This window comes from Sphingobium abikonense NBRC 16140, assembly GCF_001598335.1.
Taxonomy (GTDB): domain Bacteria; phylum Pseudomonadota; class Alphaproteobacteria; order Sphingomonadales; family Sphingomonadaceae; genus Sphingobium; species Sphingobium abikonense.
The window spans coordinates 237,195-260,878 of the sequence record NZ_BCYT01000006.1 but is presented as its reverse complement, the minus strand read 5'-3'; the positions used below and the strand labels follow the sequence as shown (position 1 = coordinate 260,878).

The following is a 23,684-nucleotide window of genomic DNA, read 5'->3' as shown; positions in this document are numbered from 1 at the left end:
AAACCGCCCCGTAACCCATCACCGCGCGATCGGCATCTCGAATGGCCCGATCGGCAGCGGCGTCCCGTCGTACAGGTTCATGACAGGATAATCGGCCCAGGCATAGCGCACGCGCTCCGCCGACTTGCCGTCTCCGGTCAGGATGACCTGATCCCCCTGCACCGTCGCGGGAACATAGCGGCAGGATTGGTCGTCCGACCCGCAAAGTTCAAACCCCAGCGCCTGCCCCCCGCTTCGCAGGTGCAGCCCTCCTTCGACACCAGAGAAACGAAGGATGACGGTTCCGTCGCCGCCCTTGACCGCACTGGCCGCCTGCGGCCCCGCCCGCGCGATGGGCGCGTCATACGCCAACGCGCGCATCACCCGCGCCAGCCGCCGCCCCAGTTCCTGCTTCTCGCCCGGATGAATATCGAAGGGATCGCCCAGATCAATGGCCGTCGCCAGTCCCGCATGCTTATCTGCCACGACGGCCTGACGTTGCGCCTCCCGCAGCCGTGCCCAGCCGCTATTCTCCGGCTTCGTAGCCGGCTCGCCATAGCCGGCCAGCTGGACGATCGCAAAGCTGAGGTCCGGTTGCCCGAACTGCTGCCGCCAGTCCGCCATCATCGCCGCCAGTCGATCGGCGTAGCCCGGAATGTCGGTGTCGGATTCCCCCTGATACCAGGCGACGCCCTTCAGCTTGATCGCCCCGATCGGCGCGATCATCCCATTGTACAGCGTGCTGGTGCCAGTCACATCGCTCCACGGCACGCGCGGCGCGCCGGGGGGAGACATGCGCGCGACCGCGTAAGCCCAGCCGTCGCCCAGCGACAGCGCATCGCCCTGCGCCGGGCGCAGCGCCATGTCCGCCGCCGGCCCCAGCAGGCCGCCCTTGGCATAATTGTCGACGACATTGACGATCAGCACATTGCGTCCGGCCTTGAGGATACTCGCCGGCACGTTCAGCGTCGTGGGCTGCCAGGCGCGCGCACCCATGCCGATCGGCTGCCCGTTGATCCAGGCGCGTCCCACATCGTCCAATGTGCCGAGCGACAGCGCCGCTTCGCCCCTCGCCTGCTCCGCTGTCAGGGTGAAGTCACGCCGAAACCAGACCATCCCATTATAGTCCGCCAGGCGGGGGACATTCCAATCCTCCCACGCGCCGATCGCCGGCGCGTCGGTCCAATCCATCTTCGCATCCGCCTGCCAGGGCTCCGCGCCGGCGCGATCACCGGTCGCCGCCCGCCACCAGCCTTCCCATTGCGCGCTGGCCGCCCTTTCGCCCTCTGTGGCGTTGCGGGCGTGAAGCGCCAGCAAAGCGGATTGCGCACTATTGCCGACCGCCGCCTGTGCGCGTCCGCCCATCCACGGGCTGATCTGCGACCCGCCCCAGCTGCTCGCGATCGCGCCGATCGGGACATCCGCACTCTTGCGCAGGGTGCGCGCCATATAATAGCAGGCGGCCGAAAAATCGGGGACGCTGTCCGGCCCGGCGGCTTTCCACAGGGGCGTTTGGGCGAAGGTGTCGAGGGGCTGGTCTGCTACGGCGCGAGGGATCGTCATCAACCGAAGCGCCGGATCGGCCGAGCTGCTTATCTGGCCCATCGCGTCCTGCGCATGGCGCACTTCCAGTTCCATGTTGGATTGGCCGGAACAGAGATACACGTCGCCCGCCAACACATTATGCGACACCACGCGACCCGACGGGCTGCGCGCCTCGATATCGAACGGCTGCCCTGCGGTGACGGGAGGGAAGGTCGCCGCAAAGCGACCATCCCTCCCTGCTCTGACCGAACGCTCCGCGCCACCCACAGATACCGTTACCAGCTTCCCGGCTGGCGCGGAACCGGTGATGGTGACGGGCTCGTCCCGTTGAATCACCGCATTGCTCCTAAACATGGGATCGATGCTGAGCAAATTGTCGCCCTGCGCCAAGGCGACCGATGGCATCGCCGCAGCCAAAAGAATTGATATCGTCCGCGCCTTCCGCATCGCCTTCTCCCAAATTCAAGTTTGTAAACATGATATCGCTACCACATTAGCCGTTATCCGCCCCGCAACATGCGCATGACGAGCGCGCGGATACGCCCGTAATTGCCCTCTTTCAGCGGCCCTAATATCCCGTGCCGCTCGGCGGGCAGGTGTGCCAGCGGATGGCCATCCGGCCTGAACACATAATGATCGAAAAAGGCGCGCCACGCCGCCCGTTCCGGCTCCGGCCGCTCGGCAATGGCGATCATCGCCAGCAACATCGCAGCATAGGGCGCATCGGGACCCGCTGCGGACGCATCCCACCAGTAATTGGTCAGGATATTGATGCCATCGCGCGCCCTCACGCCGTGCCACCATAATTTGGGCAGATACAATGCATCGCCCGGGTTCAGTTCAACATGAAGCCTGCGCTGCGCTGCGGCCTCGAAACGCGGAAAGCGCTCTTGTGCGCCGGGGTCTATCGCTGCGAGCGATACCGGCTGGCCCGCCATAGTATGGTCGATCGGCCCCACATACAGGTCGCCAATCGCATCAGGCGGATACAGGGTAAATTGCCGTCGCCCCGCAACCGCGATCGCCAGATTGTCGAAGCTGTCATAATGGCAGGCAATGTCGGACGCATTGCCGATCCATAGGCGGGGCCGGACGGTGGTCGGCAGCAGCGCGCAGCCATGATCCCGCGCGAAACCGGGGAAATAGGTATCGGATGGCAAGGAGCCAATATAGCATGTCTGTGCGCCATCATGCGCGTTCGCCGCAATGCGATCGAGCGCTGCGCCCATCTCGCTGCGCTGACGCGTGAAGTTGAACCCATCTGGTCCCTCTCCATAGGCGTAGCGCCCGCCCAGCTTTGCATCGGCAACGAAATAGTCGACACTGCCGTCGCTGGCATAACGCCGCAGATGATCGAGCGCCGCGCCATTGCCGCCGCCCTGCGCCACGCGCACGATCGGCCAGTCCCTACACAAACCGCGAATGACGGTCGGCCGGCATTGGTCAATTACCGGCCGCAAATCCTCAGGCTGCCGGATCTGCGCGCCCTCTATTTCCTCGATCTGCATGGCACGCTCCAGCCCCGTCAGCCGATTTGCGTCAGTCGGGCATTGCGCCGCCGGGCCATCAAGCCGACATGATGCAGCGACCCGGCCAGGGCGAACGCCGGCTGCAAGTGACCGGAACGAAACAGATCCACCACAACCGAGTCCGGCAATTCGCTCAGCGCGTCCAGGCTGACCGTATAAAGTCCGTCCAGCCGCAACGTGTCACCATCGTCGAACGACAGGCTGATGTCGACGGGTTCGATCAGGCGATGGGCCAGCATGGCCGCGATGAAAGCGTCCGTCGCGGCCGCCCCAGCCATCAGTCCGCCAATCGCCTTTTGAACGGCGCGCAGCGCTGCGGTGGGGGTCCGATCGGGATGGAAGAGCGCTTCGCTGCCGCCCACGGCGAAACGCGGGTGATCCGGGTCGAGCGCAATGCTGTCTCCCGATGCAAAGAAGCCCTGCCGGTCGATTTCGAACGGCCGAAATGCCCAGCGGCCATCGGGCGAATCGATCAGCGGTTCGCCCCGTCGAAAACCGGTCAGCGCGCCGACGTAGAAGGCGCCGCTTTCGGCATGTTTGGAAAAAAATACCGGGCATGCCGCTGCTGCGGTCGCGATTTCACTGATAACAATGCGCACCAGCGGGTCGCTCATCGCATCGCCCGGGTGCATGCGTACTGTTGCATGTGTGTCACTATTAAGCAGTTCCAAAGTCATCCTCCCACCTGCGTCCCCCTGCGCCGATCCGCATATTTGCGTGAATTTCGGCCAGTCCGGCAAACATGATCATGGCGCATATAATTTCGCTTGAACAGCAGTTTCGATAGCGCTAACATTTCCATCCATAAAAAGAAGCATTGGGTGAGGGTGAAGGCCGCCGAACCGGCGGAAAAAATCACCCCGGATAAGACTATGGGATCGTCGCGGCGATGGTGTCGCGGCGTTCGGGCGAGATATTGTCTGGACTAGGGGAGGATCATGACGTCAATTCCACTTCGTGCCGCAAACATGCGCACTCGCATCGGCCTGGCCATGACGGCCAGTTGCATGGCTTTGGCTATCGCCATGCCCGCATCCGCGCAGCAGGCGGGTCAGGGTGACATTGCCGACGGTGTTAGCACCGCCGATATCGTCGTCACGGGCATTCGCGGATCGCTGCAACGCAATCTCGACATCAAGCGCGAATCCTCGGGCGTCGTCGACGTCATCTCGGCGGAGGATATCGGCAAGTTCCCCGATTCCAACGTTGCTGCGTCGCTTCAGCGCCTGCCCGGCGTATCGATCCAGCGCTCCGGGTCGCGCGGTGAACCGCAGGGAATTTCCGTGCGCGGCTTTGGCGGCGACTTCAACGAAACGCTCATCGACGGACGGCGCCTGTCGACCGCGTCCGGCGGTCGTTCGGTCGATTTCACCACCGTGGGCGCGGACTTTGTCGGACAGTTGGCGGTCTACAAGACGCCCGAAGTGTCGCTGTCCAGCAGCTCGATCGGCGCCACGCTCAACATTTCCTACCCCAAGCCCTTCGACAAGCCCGGCACGCGCATGGCCTTCACGGCGGCCGGGTCGGTGCAGGATGAAGCGGGCAAGGTCGTGCCGACCATCGGCGGCCTGTTCAGCACCACCTTTGCCGACGATACGATGGGGATTCTGGTCGACGCGGTCTATACCCGCCGCGATACGCAAGCGAACCGCGTCTATGTCTCGGGCTGGCAAGGCGGGCTGTTTGCGCCCTGTCAGCTGGCCGGTAGCGGAGCCGCCAGCTGCGCGCCTACCGATGATGTGGCGGCACCCGCATCAGACCGCAAAAGCGTCGTGGGTTGGTATCAGCAACAATATGGCGCGGACCAGCGCTATACCAAGGATGAGCGCATCGACGGCCGCATCGCCTTCCAGTGGCAGCCGTCCGACGATGTCGTGCTGACGATCGACGACAATTATTCGCGGCAAAAGGTCGTTACCGATATTTCGGGCTTTGGCATCTGGTTCAACCAGGGCGACCTGCGCAATGTCGAACAGGACAGCAATGGCACGACCATCAACTTCCTGCAGGCCGGATCGCCGACCGACTTCACCGCCGGCACGGATACGTCGGTTCTTGAAACCAACCAGGTCGGCCTGAACGTCAAATGGGATGCGACGGAAAATCTCCAGATCGACGCTGACGCCAGCTATTCCAAGAGCCGGCTCAATCCCGATGGCCAGATCAGCAGCGAAAATGGCGATATCGGCTATGGCGGCCTGATCGGCACGACTCTGGGCGTCCGGGTCAATGGCAACAGCAGCAGCAGCTTCCCTGAACTCACCACCTATGGCCCGGCCGGCAATGAAGCAGCCTGGACCGATCAGGCGATCATTGGATCGCACGTCACCGTCCGCCAGCAGCAGCTCAACAGTGACGAGATCAAGCAGTTCCGCCTTGGCGCAACCTGGAAACAGGATGATCTGACGATCAAGCTGGGCGGCCGCTATATGGAGGATGAATTCGCCCTCGAAAACCGCAACACCTTCGCCAATAATTTCTGGCAGGCTTATGCGGGCTATGGCGCACCGTCGGGCCGCGACACCGGCGTGCCCATCCCGGCCAGCCTGATCGACGGCACGATCAGCACCAAGAATTGGCTGCCTGGCTTCTCCGGCAATCTCCCGCCGGTGCTGCTCAAATATGACGCCCGCGCCTATCAGCGCTATCTTGAAGGCCTGTGGCAGGGGCCGACCACGCCAGGTTACAATGCGGGCTGTTGCACTGGCTTCAATGGCACGTTCGACCTCGCGCTTGACCCCGGCAGTGTTCAGCGGATCACGGAAAAGAACTGGTCGGCTTATGTCAGCGTCAATTTCAAGGCTGACGTCGCCGGCATGCCTTTCCACTTCAACGCCGGCGCGCGCGAGGAAATCGTCAAGGTGATTTCGCGCGGGATCGGCCGTGTGCCCATCTCGATCACGCCCAGCACCGCGGACCCGACGCTGCTCACGGTCAACTTCTCGGATTCGCAGGCGGTGACGGAAAGCAGCAGCTATTCCTACTTCCTGCCCGCACTGGATATGAAGCTGGAGCTGACCGACAGCCTGCACCTTCGGTTCGACGCGTCGCGTACCATGACGCGGCCGCGCCTCGACTATCTGGGGCCGGTGCTGAACGTCGGCGCGGGGCAGCGTGTTGGCGCGCTGACGGCGACGGGCAACAACCCGTTCCTGAAGCCCTATCTGGCGGACAATTTCGACCTCGGCCTGGAATGGTACTATCAGCCAAACTCCTATGCCGCGGTGAACCTGTTCCTCAAGGATGTGTCCAACTTCATCGTAGCGGGCACCGATCGGCAGACGATCAACGGCGTCATCGACCCGTCGACCGGGCAGGAAGCTGTCTTTACCGTATCGCGTCGCATCAATGGGCCGGAAGCGACCGTCAAGGGCATCGAACTTGCATGGCAGCATGTGTTCGGCGACAGCGGCTTTGGCTTCAACGCCAACGCCACCTTCGTCGAAACCAACAAGCCCTATGATGAAAGCGACCTGTCGCAGAGCGGCTTTGCGGTAACGGGTCTCGCCAATTCGGCCAATCTTGTCGCCTTCTACGACAAGGACGGCATCGAATTCCGCACCGCGGTCAACTGGCGCGACAAATATCTGCTCCAGTTCGGCCAGGCCCAGAATAATTCGGCCTTCGGCGCGGAGCCGACCTTCGTCAATTCCGCCTTGCAGATCGACCTTAGCGGCAGCCTGCGCCTGACCGAGCAATTCAGCCTGTTTGGCGAAGCGCTCAACATCACCAACGAAACCTACAGCACCCACGGCCGCTTCTCCAACCAGCTGCTGGATGTTTATGGCTATGGGCGGCGCTTCACCGCCGGCGTGCGCTACCGCTTCTGACGGTTCTCGCCTTGGAAGGGATGTCGGTTGACATCCCTTCCCTTTTAATGGTCCCACAGACATATGGTCAGACCGGTTCGTAACATCGTGATCGTTGGCGGTGGCACCGCCGGATGGCTTACCGCGGGCGTCATCGCGGCGCGCCATCGTACCCGCATCGGCCAGGATTTCAGCGTGACGCTGGTCGAATCACCCAACACCCCGATCATCGGCGTCGGCGAAGGCACCTGGCCCACCTTGCGCACCACCCTGTCGCGCATGGGCATTTCGGAAACCGACCTGTTCCGGCAATGCGACGCCGCCTTCAAACAGGGTGCCTGGTTCGCGCGCTGGACCGACGGCTCAGCCTCCGATGGCTATTATCACCCACTCATGCTGCCGCAGAATTTCGGTCAGGTGAACCTTGCCCCGCACTGGCTGGCGCAGGATGGAGACGAGAGTTTTTGCGACGCCGTCTGCGCGCAAGGGCGCATCTGCGACGACGGCCTTGCGCCCAAGACGATGGCGACGGCGGAATATGACGCGCTCGCCAACTATGCCTACCATCTCGACGCTGGCAAGTTCGCGCCCTTTCTCCAGCGCCACTGCTGCGAGAAACTGGGCGTTCGTCATGTCCTGGCCGATGTCGAGCAGGTGGTCCTGCACGATGATGGCGACATTGCCGCTGTCCGCACGACACAGGCCGGGCTGGTGGAGGGCGACCTGTTCGTCGACTGCACCGGCTTCAAGGCATTGCTGATCGAGGGCGCGATGGGCGTGCCCTTCCGCGACTGCAACGACGTGCTGTTCTGCGACACGGCGCTCGCGATGCAGGTGCCCTATGCCGCGCCCGACAGCCCGATCGCATCGCACACCATTTCCACCGCGCAAAGCGCCGGCTGGATCTGGGACATCGGCATCCAGACGCGGCGCGGCGTCGGCCATGTCTTTTCCAGCAGCCATATCACGGACGAGCAAGCCGAACGCGAACTGCGCGCCTATGTCGGTCCGGCCAGCGACGGGCTGACCGCGCGCAAGATCAAGATCCGCTCGGGCCACCGCGAAACCTTTTGGAAGCGCAACTGCGTCGCGGTCGGCCTTGCCGCCGGATTCCTGGAGCCGCTCGAAGCGTCGGCAATCGTCCTCATCGAATTGTCGACCAAGATCATCGCCGAACAAATGCCCGCTTGCCGCGAAGTGATGGACATCATCGCATCGCGCTTCAATGCGACGACCCACTATCGCTGGGGCCGAATTATCGATTTTCTCAAGCTCCATTATGTGTTGACGCAGCGTACCGACAGCGATTTCTGGCGCGACAATGTGCGTCCCGAAACCATGCCGGATCGCCTGCGCGAACTGCTGCATCTCTGGCGCTACCAGTCGCCCTGGTTCCATGATGAATTTGATCGCGCGGAGGAGGTGTTTCCCGCCGCCAGCTATCAATATGTCCTCTACGGCATGGGATTTCGCACGCAGGTTCCGCCAGCAGCCCTGGGGCGCGACGCCCATCTCGCCAGCCGGGCGATGCGCGAAAACGCCTCCGCGACCGCGCGGTTGCGCGCCGGCCTCCCCCGCCATCGCGACCTTATCGACCGGATCGTCTCGCACGGCCTGCAGCCGGTCTGACCGGCCGCAGACGCCCCTTCACTCCGACCGCCGACTGGCGCTTGCGGCTGCATTGGCCAGTTCGATCCACGCCGCGCCCTCGGGGATGACATATTCATTTTCGCCCCAGAAGAAGGGCCAATCCTCGTGATTTTCGGGGAAATCGGGTTTGACGATCAGCACGCCGGGCACCACGCCGCCCGCGATGAAGGAAAAGTCCGCGCGGTTATTGCCGTAGGCGACTTCCTTTGACCGCGCGCCCACGCCCGACACGAAACTGATGTCGGAACCGGGATGATGCCCGGTCAGAAATGCGACCCCGCGATACATTGCGTCGCGGCCGACAATTTCTGGAAAGGCGCGATGCAGGGCATCGGCGGTCAGCGCATGGCCCAGCACCGTGCCCGATCCCGCCCAGCCTCCGGTGGTGATCGGCACGCCAAAGGGATTGGCCTTGGCCATCGCCGCGTTCTGCGCCTGCCATTGGCGCACGGCCGGGACCATAGCCGCGCGATAGGCTGCGGGCATATGGGGTATCGCCGCCACTGCCGTCTGCGCATTGGCGGCGAAATGCGGTTCTATCTTGGGCCATAAATCCATAACCGAATTGGCATAGATCGGCTTGTTCGTGGTCCGCAGCAATTCGACGGCCGCGCCGAACATTTCGGCCTCCAGGGGCCCGCCCGTGGTATTGCCGTGACGGAACAGGTCTGGCGCCTGGCTTTGCTCCTGTGCCCAGACCCGCTCCGCTATGGCAAGCGCGCGCTTCGCAAGCGCATCATCCTGACCGACAAGCACCCGCGCCGCCGCCGCCAGCCCGGCGATCGACCCATAATTCAACGCCGACGATTTGCTGGTAAAGGCCCAGCGATCGTCCGGCGTGCCGCTTCGGCCATCGCGCACCTGCCCGCTTTTCAGCGTGGGATCATAAGGAAGGCCGTCGGTCTTCGTCACGGCGTCGCCCAGATGCGTATATTGCGCCACATCCGGCTCGACGATGCCATGGATCGCATGGCCCACCGCATCGAATTGCGCCAGCAACTGCAACGTCCCATGGCCGACCTGCTGCACGATGTCGGGCTTGCCGTCGGGCACATGCATTTCCACATGCCGCCGCGCCTGATCGACGCTTACCGTATCGCGTGTCAGGCCATAGCGTTCGGCTGCATCGGCCAGCGACCGGATGACCTGATATTGGGATTGGGTCCGAATGTCGAAATCGCCCGCATCATACCATCCCCCGACATTGAGGCCTGGAATATGCTCGCCCGGCGCAAAGCGCGTGTCGGTGGTCGGCCCCTGGCGATAGAGGTCGATATGCTCATGATCGACCGGCGCCTGCCGCGCATCGTCGCGATGGGAATCCCCATGCCATGTGCGATAGGCTTCGTTGACCGACATATGATCCATCGCGACCGGGAAATAGACGTCATTGGTCGGGTGCCAGGCATCATCATAGACATGGGCATCGATCCGGAACGGCGCCGTGCGCACATCGCCATATTCCAGCATATAAAGGCCCGGTTCGCGCACCGCGCTGAAATCCAGTTGCAGATAATGATAACGCAGATAATCGCCCCATTCCTGCGCGCTTTTCGTCAGCACAGGCTGCGTCCCCCCATCGGCGCCGACACGCAGCAAAGTGACCGGCGGCCGTCTTTTGTCCTTCGGGTCTAATTCGATCGTCGCGGTCTTGGGCGCGTCGGGGGCATAGCCCAGTTGCGAATGCGCGATGACCGGCGTGCGCAGCCAGGCGGGGTCAGCCTGCGGCGTGATCGTCCATTGCAGCACCGTGCCCGTTCGCCCTGCGGGCAGGATCGATCGCAGGACGAACCACCCATTTTGCGCCTGGTTACGCCCGTCATACAGTGCGATGGGCTGGTCGCTCTGAACCGTGACCCTTTTTGCCGCATCTTCTGGCGACAGGACGAACCGACGGCCCTGAGCGATCGGCAACGGCTCTGCGCCAGGCCCTTCGCTGCGGCCGCTCGCGGCGTTGCGGTCCGGGGTGCGCGTCATGTCGCTGGCGGGATAGAGCGGAAATAGCCCGCTTTGCCCATCGGCCATATAGGCGTGATGAAAATAGGCCGACGGCAGGAATTCCAGATCGAAACCGGCCTTTCCAACCAGCGACGCAGGCAGCGGCTTGTCCAGGATCACCTGCACCTGCAGGGCACTGCCCTGACGCTGGGCCCGCACGCTATAGCTGAAATCCTGCGCGGCGTAGCGCAACCGCGTTTCGATGACGCCAGCCTTCGCATCGACCTTGCGCTCGACCAGCGCGGCCGCTGGATCCCATTGTCCCGGCGTCGCGGACAGCCTGACATCGCCATTGGTGGCACTGCGAACGCCGCGCTGGATGATTTCCACTCCGCCGATCTTCGCGTCAGCGAACAGACCGTCATACCAGTTGGAAAAGGCCAGGATGTTGACCGCCGGCGCTTCGAAATAGCCCTTGTCATTGATCTGCAAGCCTTCCGGCGCACCCGCTTGCGCACTTGCAGGACCGCTTATCATTACCGCGACGAAGGCCGCCAGCGAACCCATGGTCTGCCTCATGTCATCCCCTCATGATTGCGCTATCACATCTTGGCGGCGCATTATCTGAAGTCATTCTGTCATTTGAAGTGCGACCGATCAATGGCGAATGCAGCCTTGCAAGACAATATTGTTAGCGCTATCCATTTGTTGAGAAAACAGAACCGACTCCTCGGATCGCGCTGGCGCACCATGGAAGTAGGGAATCTAGATGTGCGCACGCGCATCGGAACGATTGGGGAGGACGGATGAAGCGCAGGCTCGCCATCACGATCGCCATTGCCGCCGCGCCATGCTCGACTGCATGGGGTGCACCCGAAACGGATGCCTGGGCGCAAGCCGACGACAAGGCGCGTGCCATCGTCCGCCAACTCACCCTTCAGGAAAAAACCGAGCAGTTACTCAACACCGCGCCCGCCATTCCGCGCCTTGGCATACCGGCCTATAATTGGTGGACGGAATCGCTCCATGGTGCGATCGGCCCAGTGCCGACCACCAATTTCCCCGAACCTATCGGCCTTGCCGCCACCTTCGATGCGCCCCTGGTCCATGCGGTTGCGTCCGTCATCAGCACCGAAGTGCGGGCGCTGCACACGCTGGGCCGCCAGACCGGCCATTTGGGTCGCATCGGCACCGGGCTTGATACCTGGTCGCCCAATATCAACATCTTTCGCGATCCGCGTTGGGGTCGTGGCCAGGAAACCTATGGCGAAGATCCCTATCTGACCGCGCGCATGGGCGTTGCCTTCATCCAGGGGATACAGGGCGACTATCCCGATCTGCCCGACGTCGTCGCCACGCCCAAACATTTCGCGGTTCATTCCGGGCCGGAACCCAGCCGCCACACTGACAATATTTTCGCGACCAAGCGCGATCTGGAAGACACCTACCTACCGGCCTTTCGCGCCGCCATCGTCGAAGCCAGGGCCGGTTCGATCATGTGCGCCTATAATCGCGTCGATGGCGAACCGGCCTGTGGCAGCACGATGCTCCTTACCGACTATCTGCGCGATGCCTGGGGTTTCAAGGGCTATGTCGTGTCCGACTGCGATGCCGTGGTGGATATCTATGCCCATCACAAATACGCGCCCAGCCCTGCGACCGGCGTATCCGTCGCTCTGCGGCGCGGCGTCGACAGCGAATGCAACAATGCCACTTTGTCGGGTCAGGCGGGGCTAGGCGATCGTTACAGGGACGCTCTGGCGGCCAACCATATCAGCATCGGCGACATAGACAGCGCGCTGGTCCGCCTGTTCTCCGCCCGCCTGCGCAATGGCGACCTGCCGGGCCTTTCCGCCCGCAAACCCAACAGCACGCCCGTGTCGACGATCGGCACGCAGGCGCACAGCGCGCTGGCGCTCGACGCTGCGGTCAAAAGCCTCGTGCTGCTCAAAAATGAGGGCGCGCTTCCTCTGAAGCCCGGCGTCCGGATCGCACTGGCGGGGCCGCTGGCCGACGCAACCCGCGTCCTGCGCGGCAATTACAGCTCGACGCGAAGCGCTCCGCCTGTCTCGGTAGCGGACGGGTTACGGCAGGCGATGCCGGATGCGACCGTCACACTGATCCCCTTTTCACCCTCCATCACGGATGGCGATCCAGTCCCCGGCACGGCGCTTCGCACGCCCGATGGCCGACCGGGCATTCGCGCGGAATATTATAACCGCGTCGATGGCGACCGCTATACGGACAAGCCTGCCCTGGTGCGCACCGAAGACAGCATTGTGTCGCGTGCATCGCAATATCGCCAGGTCGCCGATGACCACAAGGTCATCTGGACCGGCTATCTCGTCCCGCCGGAAACCGGCCTCTACCGTCTGGCGCTGACCGGGGTGAAAGGGCAGGTTTCCCGCAAGGGGCAGCCGATCGTTTCCGCCACCGACTTTTCGCGCTGGGCGGAACCGCTGAAACTGGTCGATGTGCGGCTGACGAAGGGCGAGCGCTATCCTATCCGTCTGGAGGGGCAGAGCGGCGTCGCGGCCGCACCCGCCATCTTCTGGAAGCGCGTCACCGACGATCTCGACGGCGATCTTGCCTCGGGCGCGCAGGATGCCGACGTCATCATTGCGGTCATGGGCCTCACCTCCGACCTGGAAGGGGAGGAAATGCCCGTCAAGGTCGATGGCTTCGAAGGCGGCGACCGCACGACACTCGCCCTTCCCGCGGATCAGCGTATGTTCCTGGAAAAGGCGAAAGCGACCGGCAAGCCGCTGATCCTGGTAACGATGAATGGCAGCGCGATCGACCTTGGCTGGGCGAAGGACAATGCCGCCGCCATATTGGAGGCCTGGTATCCCGGCCAGTCGGGCGGCCTTGCCATCGCCAACATCCTGTCGGGCAAGGCCGATCCGGGCGGCCGACTGCCGCTGACCTTCTATCACAGCGTCGATGATCTGCCGCCGTTCAACGACTACAGCATGGAAGGCCGCACCTATCGCTATTTCAAGGGCGCGCCGGTCTATCCATTCGGCCACGGCCTCAGCTACACGCGCTTCGCCTATGCGCCGCTTGTCGTCGAACCCGTCGATGGCGCGGTGGAAAAGGGGCTTCGCGTCACGACCCGGATCACCAATGTCGGTCAGCGGCCGGGCGACGAAGTCGCGCAGCTCTATATCACCCCGCCCGCCTTTGACGGCGCGCCGCGCACCGCACTTCGGGGATTCCAGCGGCTGACGCTCAAACCCGGCGAAAGCCGCACGCTGTCCTTCACCTTGTCGCCCCGCGACATGAGCTTTGTCACCATGGCGGGCGATCGCATGCTGATCCCGGGCGACTATGACCTCAGCGTCGGCGGCGGCCAGCCAGGTACGCAGGCGCCCGTCGAGCACGCGCGCTACACCATCGGCACGGCCATGCCCTTGCCGAAATAGGAAAGACATAAGCGGCCGCCAATCGGCCGGATCGAAAGGGAGAGTGAGATATGTCATCTAAGTCATGGATTTCCCGCCTGTCGCGGCATCCGCTCCGGCGCGCCGCCTTGCCGGCCATCGCGCTGGGGATCGTGGCGCTCCCGCCCGTCATCGCCGTCCCGTCCGCATGGGCGCAGGACGACAAGATGACGCCGATCGCGATTCCCGCGCAGCCTGACGCCATTCCCCTCAACACCGGCCCGTTGCCCGGCGCCACGAACAAGGAAAGCTGGCACAGCCAATATGGCAGCGTCTTTGCCCGCAATGTGACCGAAGCGACGCTCACCCCCTTCCTGCCGGACCCTGCCAAGGCCAATGGCACGGCCGTCGTGGTGACGCCCGGCGGCGGCTTTCGCACGCTGTCGATGGAAAATGAGGGCTGGGACGTCGCGCGCGCGCTGGCGGCCAAGGGGGTCGCGGCCTTCGTCCTTAAATATCGCCTGAACCAGACGCCGGCCGACATGCCCGCTTTCGAGCGCTCCATGGCCGAGATGTTCTCGGGCGTCGCCCGCCGGCCCCGGATGGACCCGGAACGCGCGATGGAGGACATCGCGCCACAAATTGCTGACGCCCGCGCCGCCTTCGCCCTCATCCGTAGTCGCGCGGCTGAATGGCATGTCGACCCGCAACGCATCGGCATGGTCGGCTTCTCGGCCGGCGCGATGCTGACACTGGCAACCGCGCTCAAGGGCCAGGACGCAAAACCGGCCTTCATCGGCGACATTTACGGTCCGCTCTCTCCCGTCACCGTGCCCGCCGATGCCCCGCCGATGTTCGTCGCGCTGGCCGCCGACGATCCCTTCTTCGCCAATGGCGGTTTTGGCCTCATCGACAGCTGGAAAAAGGCCGGAAAGCCCGTGGAATTCCATCTTTATGAGCAGGGCGGCCATGGCTTTGGCATGTATCAGAAGTCCACGACCAGCACCGGCTGGTTCGACGCCTTCACCCGCTGGATGGACATGCATGGCTGGCTGACGCCCAAGGGCTGACGGGGTGGCGGGTTGAACAACGTCGCTGACGCTGCGACAAGGATGGGATGGTCGGGCTGGTCCCGCCACCCCGCCTGATTGGAGACCCAGCTATGATCCGCAGCGCGCATGAGTGACATTCTTCTCCACGGCTATTACCGGTCGACCGCCAGCTATCGCGTGCGCATTGCCCTTAATCTCAAGGGCCTGCCCTATCGCCAGCAATCGCATCATTTGCGCAAGGGCGAGCAGAAAGCCCCGGCCTATCGCGCGCTCAACCCGCAGGCCATGGTCCCTGCGCTGGAAATCGACGGCGCGGTGCTGACGCAGAGCCTTGCGATCTGCGACTATCTGGACGAGCGTCAACCCAATCCCCCGCTCCTGCCCTCAGACCCGATCCTGCGCGCCAAGGTTCGCGCCTTCGCGCAGGTGATCGCCTGCGACATTCATCCGATCCAGAATCTGCGCATCCTTGATCGCCTGCGTGACGCGGGCCTGGACAATGCCGCGGTCAAACTCTGGGCGGCCACCGTGATAGAGGATGGGCTTGACGCCTGCGCTGCCATGATCGCGGATCAACCCGGTCCCTATTGCTTCGGGTCGCAAGTCACGCTGGCGGACCTGTTCCTCGTGCCGCAACTGGTCAATGCCCGCCGCTTCGGCGCCGATTTGCGCTGGCCCCGGCTGCTGGACATCGAACGCGCCTGCCTGGCCCTGCCAGCCTTCGCCGATGCCGCGCCCGAATGCCAGCCGGACGCGGAATAGCGGGTCGAACCTTCAGCGTCCGTTGGCGCGATAACCCGCAAGGAACAGCGCGCCGTCCAGGGCATCGCCCGCTGCCGGGCTGAGGCTCGCGACGGTCCGCGCCCGCAACCATGGCTGCATGCGCGGGGCCAGCCCGCCCAGCAACGCGCACCGCTCCGCACCCCGTTCGAAGATCGTCTCGATGAACCGCTCGATATGCTGGACCGCATCCTCGACGATCGACCGGGCGATCGCGTCATCGGCTTCGGCATGGTCCATGACCAGCGGCGCGAAACTGCCATAATCCTTGGGGCTGGCCGCATCCATCCACGCGATGGCGCGCGCGGTGTCATGGTCGAACCGCTGCGTCACGGCGCGGCTGAGCGGCGTCGCCTGTGTCCGCCCATCGAGCGCGCGCAGCGCGTGGCGCATCGCGCTCAGCCCCAAAGCCGCGCCGCTGCCCTCGTCCGAAATCGGAAAGCCATAGCCCCCGATGGTGAAATCCCGCCCCTTCGCCCGCACCTGCGCGATGCTGCCCGTCCCCAGGATCAGGATGGCTCCATCCCGCCCGCCATGCGCGCCCAGATTGGCGATAAAGGCGTCGGTTTCATAGGCCACCGATGCGAAGGGAAAGGCAAAGCCTTCCAACGCGTCGCGCACGCCGGGCCGCGATATGCCCGCTATCCCCATGCCCGCGCGGATCGTCGCGACCTCATCGGTGCCGAGACCCGCTTGCGCCACGGCCTGGTCGCATACATCGCGCAACCTGTCGTAAAGCGCGTCGAGGCCGATCCGCGCATTGGCAGCGCCACCGTGACCGGTGCCGATCACTACACCATCGCTACGCACCAAACGCACGCGGCAATGGCTGCCGCCAGCGTCTATTCCCAGATAATAGGTCATGGACGCGCCGCCTCCTTCTGCTGCTCGCCCCAATATCGCTCTCGGCTGGTCTGGCCAAGGCCCGGATTGCACTGGTTACGCGGATCGATACGGCGGTAGAAATGCTCCAGCGCGGGCTTGGCGCGATACAGATGCCCGACATTATGTTCCGCCGGATATTCCGCGCCCCGCGCGTCCAGCAGCGCCCAGATATGATGTTCGAACGCCAGCGGATCGACCCCGGCGCGCACGATATAATCCTGATGAAAGACGTGGCAAAAGAAATGGCCGTAATAGAGGCTGTGGACACATTGCTCTGCCAGGTCGGGCGGCAGGATTTCCTGCCATTCGCTAGCGTTGCGCGGCAGCGCGATGTCCAGCGCCACGATATCGGCCACCGTTCGCCGATGCACCGCGCGATAGCGCACGGCCGCCCCCGCCGCGACGAAACGATGCAGAAAGGCCTTGGCCGCCAGCTGCGGTGTGCATTCAAAATGATCGGCCTCGTCCCCTGTGCAGTCGGCGCTCAGCAAGGCGCGCGCCTCGCTCACCCCGCTTGCAGGCATTTTCAGTAGCAGATGATGGGCGAAACGATCGCGAAAGCGCCGCATTTGGGGCGGCAAATGATCGGGGAGTAGGCGGCCCGCCCGCTGCATCATCCGGTCGCTCGCCCCCGGCCTGACGAAGGGCAAGGCGTCTACCCACGCCTTGGCGGCGAATAACCGGGGCAGGCGCGCGGTGCCCAAGCGCTCGATCGCGACGAACATGTCCTTGCCATAGCGGTCGGCAATATCGAACGCATCGCGATGCATATATTCGCCGGCGATGGGGAGGGCCGTAAAATCACGCAATATCGTGCGACGCAGCCGCGTCAGCCGCGCCGGATCATTGGTGCCGATATAGAAAGTGACCGCGTCTTCCTCCTTGGGAAAGCTGTCGACTCGAACGGCAAAGACGATCGCCTTGCCCGCGCTGCCCGACGCCTCGAACAGCCGCCGGGCGTCAGCATTGAAGCGCGCGGGGCTGGCGCTGTCGATGTCGCGCACATGGGCGGCATAATCATGGTCATGCGCCCAGCGATCCGCCGCATCCTCGACATCGGACGCGTCGAAATCGCCCGCATCCAGGCGTCGCAAAATGGTTTCGGGATCATCGCCCAGCGCCACGCCCAGATGATTGACGAGGTCCAGCGCCCCATCGGCACGCACGACCGCATGGAGGCTCAGTTGCGTGAAAGCAGGGCCACGCTGCACCAGCGATCCGCCGCTATTGTTGCAGATGCCTCCCACTACCGACGCACCGAAACAGGATGATCCGATCACCGAATGCGGCTCGCGCCCCAGGGGTGCCAGCGCCTGTTCCAGCGCATGCAGGGTCGTGCCGGGAAGGCAGATGGCTTGCCGGCCACCGTCGATCAGGTGCAGCGCCGCGATCCGCGTCGTGCTGATGATGACGCAGCCACCGGGATAATCGTCGCCATCGGGGGTCGATCCGCCGGTCAGCCCGGTATTGGCCGCCTGCATGATGATCGACACATCCGCCGCGACGCAGGCCTTCGCGACCCGCCATAGCTCGACCAGGCTCCCCGGCCGCACCACCGCCAAAGCCGCGCCTGATCCGGTGCGGTATCCCGCCCGATAGCGCGCCGTCTGGCGGTCGCCGGTCAGGACATGGCGATGCCCGACAATGGCCCGCAACCTGGGCAGCAGATCGCTCACTCGCCTTCCTCGCTGATCGCGCCGGCAATCCAGGTCCGGCGCACCCGCCGCTGCGCGTTCAGATGCACCAGATCGGCGCGCAATCCGGGCAGGATGGCTCCGGTCTGCCGCTCGATCCGCAGGAAGCGCGCGGGATTGCCGCTCGCCATGCGGGACGCCTCCACCATGGAGCAGCCCAACATGTCCATCGCATTGCGAAGGGCCTGCGCCATGCTAAGCGCCGATCCGGCCAGCGTGCCGTCCGGGCCTCGGCAGGTGCCGTCGACCACATGAATATCCTGCCCCATCAGAGAAAAGCGCCCTTGCGTGCCGCCAACGGGCGGCATGGCGTCCGTCACCAGCATCGCGCCGTCCAACCCCCGCGCCGCCAGCGCCACGCGCAAGGCGGCCGGATGGACATGCAGGCCATCGACGATCAGCCCGAAATAACTGTTCCGATCCAACAAAGCGGCGGCAACCATGCCGGGCTCCCGGCTACCCATCTGCGTCATCGCGTTGAACAAATGGGTAAAGCCGGCCAGCCCCTCCCCCAAAGCCATAACCGTCTGGTCATAATTTGCCAGGCTATGGCCGGCGGCGACGATCACCCCAGCTTTCGCCAATGCCCGAATCGCGCCGGGTGGCGCAAGTTCGGGCGCCAGCGTCACGATGCGCCGTCCACCCGTCGGTCGCGTGTATCGTTCCAGCACGACGGCATCGATCGGCGTGAACTTGGCCGCATCATGAATGCCTTTCTTGCCGGGGTTCAGGTGCGGCCCCTCGACATGTACGCCCCATATGCCCGGCACCGATTGCGCGATCGCCGCCTCGCCAGCGGCCATGGCGGCGTCGACGACGTCCGCATCATCGCTGATCAATGTCGGCATCATGCCGGTGGTGCCAAAGCGCCGATGCGCCTGGGCGATCGCGCGGATGCCCTCGACATCGGGACGATCGTTGAGCAGCACGTCCCCGCCGCCATTGACCTGCGTATCGATGAAGCCGGGCAGCAACCACCCGTCCTGCAGCTCGATCTCCCCGCAACCAGACGGCAGCGCGTTCCTCGGCACCACATCGACGATATGCGCGCCCTCTATCAGCAGCGCATGATCCTGCGCGATGCCATGCGGCTGCACGATTTCCGCGCCGACAAGGGCGGTAACGCTCATAGCGTCCGCGTCACCTTGGCCAGATGCGGCGGCTGGTCGGGATCAAGGCCCCGCGCCAGCGCCAGCGCATTGGCCAGCCCGTAGAAGCTCTGCACCTGCGCGATGGCGGCGAGCACGGGATGGTCCGTCGCCACGCCGGGCAGCGCCAGCGTCGCGCCGGCCATATCCTCGTCCAGCCCTGCCGCGATGACCTTCGCCCCGCGTGCGCGAAAATCCGCCAATCGGTCGTGCAGCCCTTCGCGCGCCACATCCACTGGCCCGAACGCCAGCACCGGATCGCCCTCCCCGATCAGCGTCATCGGGCCGTGCGCCACCTCCGCGATGCTGAAGGCTTCCGCATGCACGCGCGACGTTTCCTTGAGTTTCAACGCCGCCTCTCCCGCGATCGGCAGCGTCAGCCCGCGTCCCAGCACCAGCATCGCCCGCGCGTCCTTGAACAACGGCACCGCGCCGGTCCAGTCGGCCGCCAGGGCATCCTGCAAGGTCGGGCCGATCGCCGGCAGCGCGTCGAGCAGCGCCTTATCGCCGCTCCATTCCGTCACCAGATGCGTCAGCGCCACCAGCGTCGCAATGAAGCTCTTGGTCGCGGCCACGCTGGTTTCCGGCCCGGCATGGATCGGGATGCAGATATCGGCGAGCTGCGCCAATGGCGCTTCGGCATCGTTGACGATCGCGATCAGCAGCGCGCCCTGGCGTTTGGCATCGCGCGCCGCCGCGATCAGGTCTGGGCTGCGGCCCGACTGCGAAATGGCGATCAGCGGCACGTCCCGGAAATGCGCGGACGTCGCGCCATAGAGCGACCCGATCGACGGGGCATGGCTCAGGGTCGGGATGCCCGCCCGCGTTTCCAGCAGTACTTTGGCGAAGGCGGCGGCATGGTCCGAACTGCCGCGCGCCAGCGTTGCCGCAAAGGGCGGAGCCAGTTTCCGCAATCTTGCGCCCGCCTCCCGCATCAGGTCGGCATTGCGCGCCAGTTGCTGCGCACAGCGGTCGGGCGCCTGCGCGGTTTCACGCGCCATCAACGTCCCGATTGCGTTGGAGTGATCGGTCATACGGCCACCATACCAAATAGGCGATCCAGGGCAATTGGATTTAATTTGGTTGCATCATGTCGTAAACTGATAATACCAATGTGACGACGCCGATGCCCTCGCCCCGGAGCCTCTATGAGTACCGAAGCCATTGATCCCCGCTATGTCGATATCGACCAATGGCCGACCACGCTCGCGGTCGAAGCGATGCTGGAAGGGCAGATGGCCGCCATCGCCGCGATAGGATCACAGACCCTGGCCATCGCGCAGGCGGCCGAAGCCGCCGCCACGCGCCTCAGCCAAGATCAGGGCCGCAAGGGCCGGCTGGTCTATGTCGGCGCAGGAACCTCCGGCCGTGTCGCGGTGCAGGACGGCGTCGAACTCTACCCCACCTATAACTGGCCGGAGGAACGCCTGCTCTTCCTGATGGCGGGCGGCCTCGACGCGCTGACGCAGGCGGCCGAAGGCGCGGAGGATGACGCCAACGCCGCCCGCGCCGCCGTTGCTACTGCGCAAATTGCCCCCAATGATGTCGTGATCGGTGTCGCCGCCAGCGGCCGCACCCCCTTCACCTGCGCCGCCATCACCGCCGCTCGCGAAGCCGGCGCGCTCACCATCGGCATCGCCAATAACGCCGCCACCCCGCTTCCGGACGCGGCTGACCATGGCATTGTCGTGGACACCGGCACCGAGATCATCGCCGGGTCGACGCGGATGAAGGCGGGCACGGCGCAAAAGGCGGTGCTCAACATCCTCTCGACCGCGATCATGTTGCGGCTGGGCCTCATCTATCGCGGCCGTATGGTCAACATGCGCATCTCCAATGCCAAGCTGCGCAAACGGGGCGAAGCGATGATATGCGACCTCGCTCAGGTCGATCAGGCCGCCGCGGCGCAGGCGCTCGACTTGGCCGGACAGGATATCAAGCTGGCCGTGCTGATCGCTAGCGGGCTTGATCGCCACGCCGCCGAAGGCCTGCTGGCGGCGCATGGCGACAATCTGGCCGACGCAATCGGAGCAATGCAAGGGGGGGCATAAGCGATGCGAGACAAGTTGGTGGCGCGCAGCGACGACGGGACGCCGCTCTACCTGCAATTGGCGCGCAATTTGCGCGACCATATCGACAGCGGCGGCATCAGCCCCGGCAACGCCCTGCCCTCCGAACGCGACCTCAGCGAAATGGCCGGCATCTCGCGCGTCACCGTGCGCAAGGCGATCGAGCAGCTGATCGAGGAAGGCGTGCTATTCCGCAAACAGGGTTCAGGCACCTTCGTCGCCCGCCGGATCGAGGCGCCCGCCTCCGTCCTTTCCAGCTTCACCCATGATGCCCGATCGCGCGGCGAAGATCCCGGCGTCATATGGATGATGAAAAATTACGCCCAGCCGACCGAGGAGGAAGCCGCTGCGCTCGCCCTCTCCCTGTCGGCCCGCGTCGCCCGCCTGGGCCGCGTGCGCCTGTCTGGCGGCGAACCGCTCGCGATCGAACATGCCGTCGTGCCCGCCGATTGTCTGCCTGACCTGTCGACCATCGGCGACTCTCTCTACGAAGCCATGGGCCGCAGCGGCTTTCGCCCGACATCGGGCACACAGCGCGTGCGCGCTTCGCTCGCCACCCCGACCGAAGCGGGATTGCTCAGCGTCCGACAGAATAGCGAAGTGCTGCGCATCGAACGCCTCACCCGCATTCCCGGCGGCCGCGTGGTGGAATTCACCCGCTCGGTCTATCGCGGCGACCGCTACGACTTCGTGACCGAACTCAAGGAGATCGACGGATGAGCGCCCCCGCTCCGGCCATATCCGCGCCTGCCTCGTCACCTGTGGCGGATGTCCCCCGCCCGCCGATGCGCACGCTTGGCCTCTATCTGCTGCTCGGCTTTTCCGCCGGCCTGCCCTTCTACATGTTCAACGCGGTGCTGACGCTGCGGCTCGCCCGCCATGGCATCGACATCGTCATCATCGGCTTTTTCGCATGGATCGCGCTGCTGCCGACCTTCAAATTCCTTTGGGCGCCGCTGCTTGACCGCTACAGCGTGCCCGGCTTTTCCCGCTTCTGGGGCAGGCGGCGCGGCTGGATCATGCTGTCGCAGCTTGGCATTTTCCTCTCGATGGTCGCCATGGCCTTCACCTCCAGCGACCAGAGCCTGCCCCTCACCGCCCTCTTCGCCATATTGCTCGCCTTCTGGACCACCACGCTGGAAGTTGCCGCCGATGGCTGGCGCATCGAACTCGCGCCGACGCAGGCGCAGCAGGGGCCAATCGTCGCGGCTAATCTGTGGGGCTATCGCAGCGCCATGGTCGCGGCGGGCAGCGGCGCGGTGCTGGTCGCCGCTTGGGCGGACTGGGCCTGGGCCTATCTGGTGATCGCCGCCGCCGCCTTTCTCCCCTTCCCCATCCTCGCCGCGATGCGCCCGGAACAGGATGGCGCGCGCGGCCGCGCCGGCGCATTGCTGGGCGGCACCCTCTTCGCTTTTCTGATCCTGACCGGCACCGGCGTGGCCACCGCAATCCTGGGTTGGGGCATATTGTCCGCTGTCCAGGGCGCTGGCTTTTCGGCCGAAACCAATGTCACGCCCATTGTGCTCGCTGTCGCCCTGCTGCCTTTCGTCGCGCTCGCCATCGCTTTGCCGCGCATCCGCCGCCTGCCCGCCGACGCGCCGGCGAAAATGCCAACCTTCATCGCGCCCTATGTCGAGATTTTCTGGCGCTATGGCTATGCCGTGCTGCCGGTGCTGGCCTTCGTCTCCTTCTACCGAATGGGCGACGTGCTCACCCTCACTTTGTCGCATCCGCTCTGGAATGCAGCGGGCTACAGCCTGGAACAGATCAGCATGGCCGACGGCGTGGTCGCCTTGACCTGCTCGATGGCGGGCGTGGCGCTTGGCGGGCTATGCGCCGCGCGCCTGCCGATGACGGCCGCGCTCATCATCGGGGCCTGCGCCTCGGCGATCGGCAATTGGGTGTTCGTCTGGCTCTGGTATGCCGAACCCTCCGCCTTCGTCCTCTATGTCGCCGCCGGCGTCGATCAGTTCGGCCATGGGCTGGAGGGGGCGGTGTTCGTCGTCTACCTCTCCATGCTGGTCAGCCCGCGCTATCCCGGTACGCAATATGCGTTTCTGTCGGGCTTTGCCTTCCTTCTCCCCCGCCTGATCGGTGGCGCGGCGGGCGCGATTCAGAAACAGATCGGCTATGACGGCTTCTTCATCCTGTCTGGCGCTTTGAGCTTTGCCGCCATCTTCTTCCTGCCCTTCGTGATGCGCGTTCGCGCACGCACGGCTTGAG

At 64.4% G+C, this 23,684-nt stretch carries 16 protein-coding genes; 8 read left to right on the top strand and 8 right to left on the bottom strand.

Annotated elements, in window-relative coordinates; all coding sequences use genetic code 11:
- Positions 1-18: 18 nt before the first annotated feature.
- The 3 genes from SAB01S_RS09745 to SAB01S_RS09735 all read right to left on the bottom strand — a co-directional run bounded on the left by SAB01S_RS09745 (position 19) and on the right by SAB01S_RS09735 (position 3,730).
- Positions 19-1,929 (bottom strand): sialate O-acetylesterase, encoded by a 1,911-nt coding sequence (locus tag SAB01S_RS09745; RefSeq protein WP_245646444.1) that lies wholly within the window; start codon positions 1,927-1,929, stop codon positions 19-21.
- A 95-nt stretch (positions 1,930-2,024) separates the two neighbouring features.
- Positions 2,025-3,032, bottom strand: coding sequence for a cupin-like domain-containing protein (locus tag SAB01S_RS09740; RefSeq protein ID WP_062732827.1), 1,008 nt, complete (start codon positions 3,030-3,032; stop codon positions 2,025-2,027).
- A gap of 17 nt (positions 3,033-3,049) precedes the next feature.
- Positions 3,050-3,730 (bottom strand): SapC family protein, encoded by a 681-nt coding sequence (locus SAB01S_RS09735; RefSeq protein WP_062732826.1) that lies wholly within the window; start codon positions 3,728-3,730, stop codon positions 3,050-3,052.
- 330 nt (positions 3,731-4,060) lie between these two features.
- On the opposite strand from SAB01S_RS09735, the gene SAB01S_RS09730 reads away from it, so the two are divergent.
- Entirely contained in the window at positions 4,061-6,883 is a 2,823-nt protein-coding gene (locus SAB01S_RS09730) for a TonB-dependent receptor (RefSeq protein WP_245646442.1), read from the top strand.
- Positions 6,884-6,946: 63 nt separating this feature from the next.
- Positions 6,947-8,491, top strand: coding sequence for a tryptophan halogenase family protein (locus SAB01S_RS09725; protein WP_062732824.1), 1,545 nt, complete (start codon positions 6,947-6,949; stop codon positions 8,489-8,491).
- Between the two features lie 18 nt (positions 8,492-8,509).
- On the opposite strand, the gene SAB01S_RS09720 is transcribed toward SAB01S_RS09725, so the two are convergent.
- A complete protein-coding gene (locus SAB01S_RS09720) occupies positions 8,510-11,029 on the bottom strand; it encodes a glycoside hydrolase family 9 protein (RefSeq protein ID WP_245646441.1) in 2,520 nt (839 codons plus the stop codon).
- 227 nt (positions 11,030-11,256) lie between these two features.
- On the opposite strand from SAB01S_RS09720, the gene SAB01S_RS09715 reads away from it, so the two are divergent.
- The 3 genes from SAB01S_RS09715 to maiA all read left to right on the top strand — a co-directional run bounded on the left by SAB01S_RS09715 (position 11,257) and on the right by maiA (position 15,647).
- The gene (locus SAB01S_RS09715; protein WP_157078308.1) at positions 11,257-13,875 is read left to right on the top strand and encodes a glycoside hydrolase family 3 C-terminal domain-containing protein; all 2,619 of its coding nucleotides are present in this window, start codon (positions 11,257-11,259) and stop codon (positions 13,873-13,875) included.
- A gap of 50 nt (positions 13,876-13,925) precedes the next feature.
- On the top strand, positions 13,926-14,903 hold the full coding sequence (locus tag SAB01S_RS09710) for an alpha/beta hydrolase (RefSeq protein WP_062732823.1): 978 nt from the start codon (positions 13,926-13,928) through the stop codon (positions 14,901-14,903).
- A 108-nt stretch (positions 14,904-15,011) separates the two neighbouring features.
- Entirely contained in the window at positions 15,012-15,647 is a 636-nt protein-coding gene (maiA, locus tag SAB01S_RS09705; RefSeq protein ID WP_157078307.1) for a maleylacetoacetate isomerase, read from the top strand.
- A gap of 12 nt (positions 15,648-15,659) precedes the next feature.
- Here the strand turns inward: maiA and SAB01S_RS09700 are convergent, their stop codons facing one another.
- From SAB01S_RS09700 to SAB01S_RS09685, 4 genes are read right to left on the bottom strand one after another with little or no spacing between them, the layout of a single operon-like run.
- Positions 15,660-16,529: a glucosamine kinase nucleotide-binding domain-containing protein gene (locus SAB01S_RS09700; RefSeq protein ID WP_062732822.1), complete on the bottom strand. Its 870-nt coding sequence runs from the start codon at positions 16,527-16,529 to the stop codon at positions 15,660-15,662.
- On the bottom strand, positions 16,526-18,226 hold the full coding sequence (dld, locus tag SAB01S_RS09695) for a D-lactate dehydrogenase (protein ID WP_062732821.1): 1,701 nt from the start codon (positions 18,224-18,226) through the stop codon (positions 16,526-16,528). Before dld ends, SAB01S_RS09700 begins: the two co-directional genes overlap by 4 nt.
- Positions 18,223-19,374 carry an N-acetylglucosamine-6-phosphate deacetylase gene (gene nagA, locus SAB01S_RS09690; protein ID WP_062732820.1) on the bottom strand — a complete coding sequence of 384 codons (1,152 nt, stop codon included), beginning with the start codon at positions 19,372-19,374 and terminating at the stop codon, positions 18,223-18,225. The genes dld and nagA overlap by 4 nt, the downstream gene beginning before the upstream one ends.
- A complete protein-coding gene (locus SAB01S_RS09685; protein ID WP_062732819.1) occupies positions 19,371-20,426 on the bottom strand; it encodes an SIS domain-containing protein in 1,056 nt (351 codons plus the stop codon). Before SAB01S_RS09685 ends, nagA begins: the two co-directional genes overlap by 4 nt.
- 114 nt (positions 20,427-20,540) lie before the next feature.
- Here SAB01S_RS09685 and SAB01S_RS09680 point away from each other — a divergent pair, with 114 nt between their 5' ends.
- From SAB01S_RS09680 to SAB01S_RS09670, 3 genes are read left to right on the top strand one after another with little or no spacing between them, the layout of a single operon-like run.
- Complete coding sequence (locus SAB01S_RS09680; RefSeq protein ID WP_062732818.1) at positions 20,541-21,443, top strand: N-acetylmuramic acid 6-phosphate etherase; 903 nt, start codon at positions 20,541-20,543, stop codon at positions 21,441-21,443.
- 3 nt (positions 21,444-21,446) lie between these two features.
- Positions 21,447-22,181 carry a GntR family transcriptional regulator gene (locus SAB01S_RS09675; protein ID WP_009823566.1) on the top strand — a complete coding sequence of 245 codons (735 nt, stop codon included), beginning with the start codon at positions 21,447-21,449 and terminating at the stop codon, positions 22,179-22,181.
- Positions 22,178-23,683 carry an MFS transporter gene (locus SAB01S_RS09670; protein ID WP_245646440.1) on the top strand — a complete coding sequence of 502 codons (1,506 nt, stop codon included), beginning with the start codon at positions 22,178-22,180 and terminating at the stop codon, positions 23,681-23,683. Before SAB01S_RS09675 ends, SAB01S_RS09670 begins: the two co-directional genes overlap by 4 nt.
- The last annotated feature ends 1 nt before the right edge of the window (position 23,684 follow it).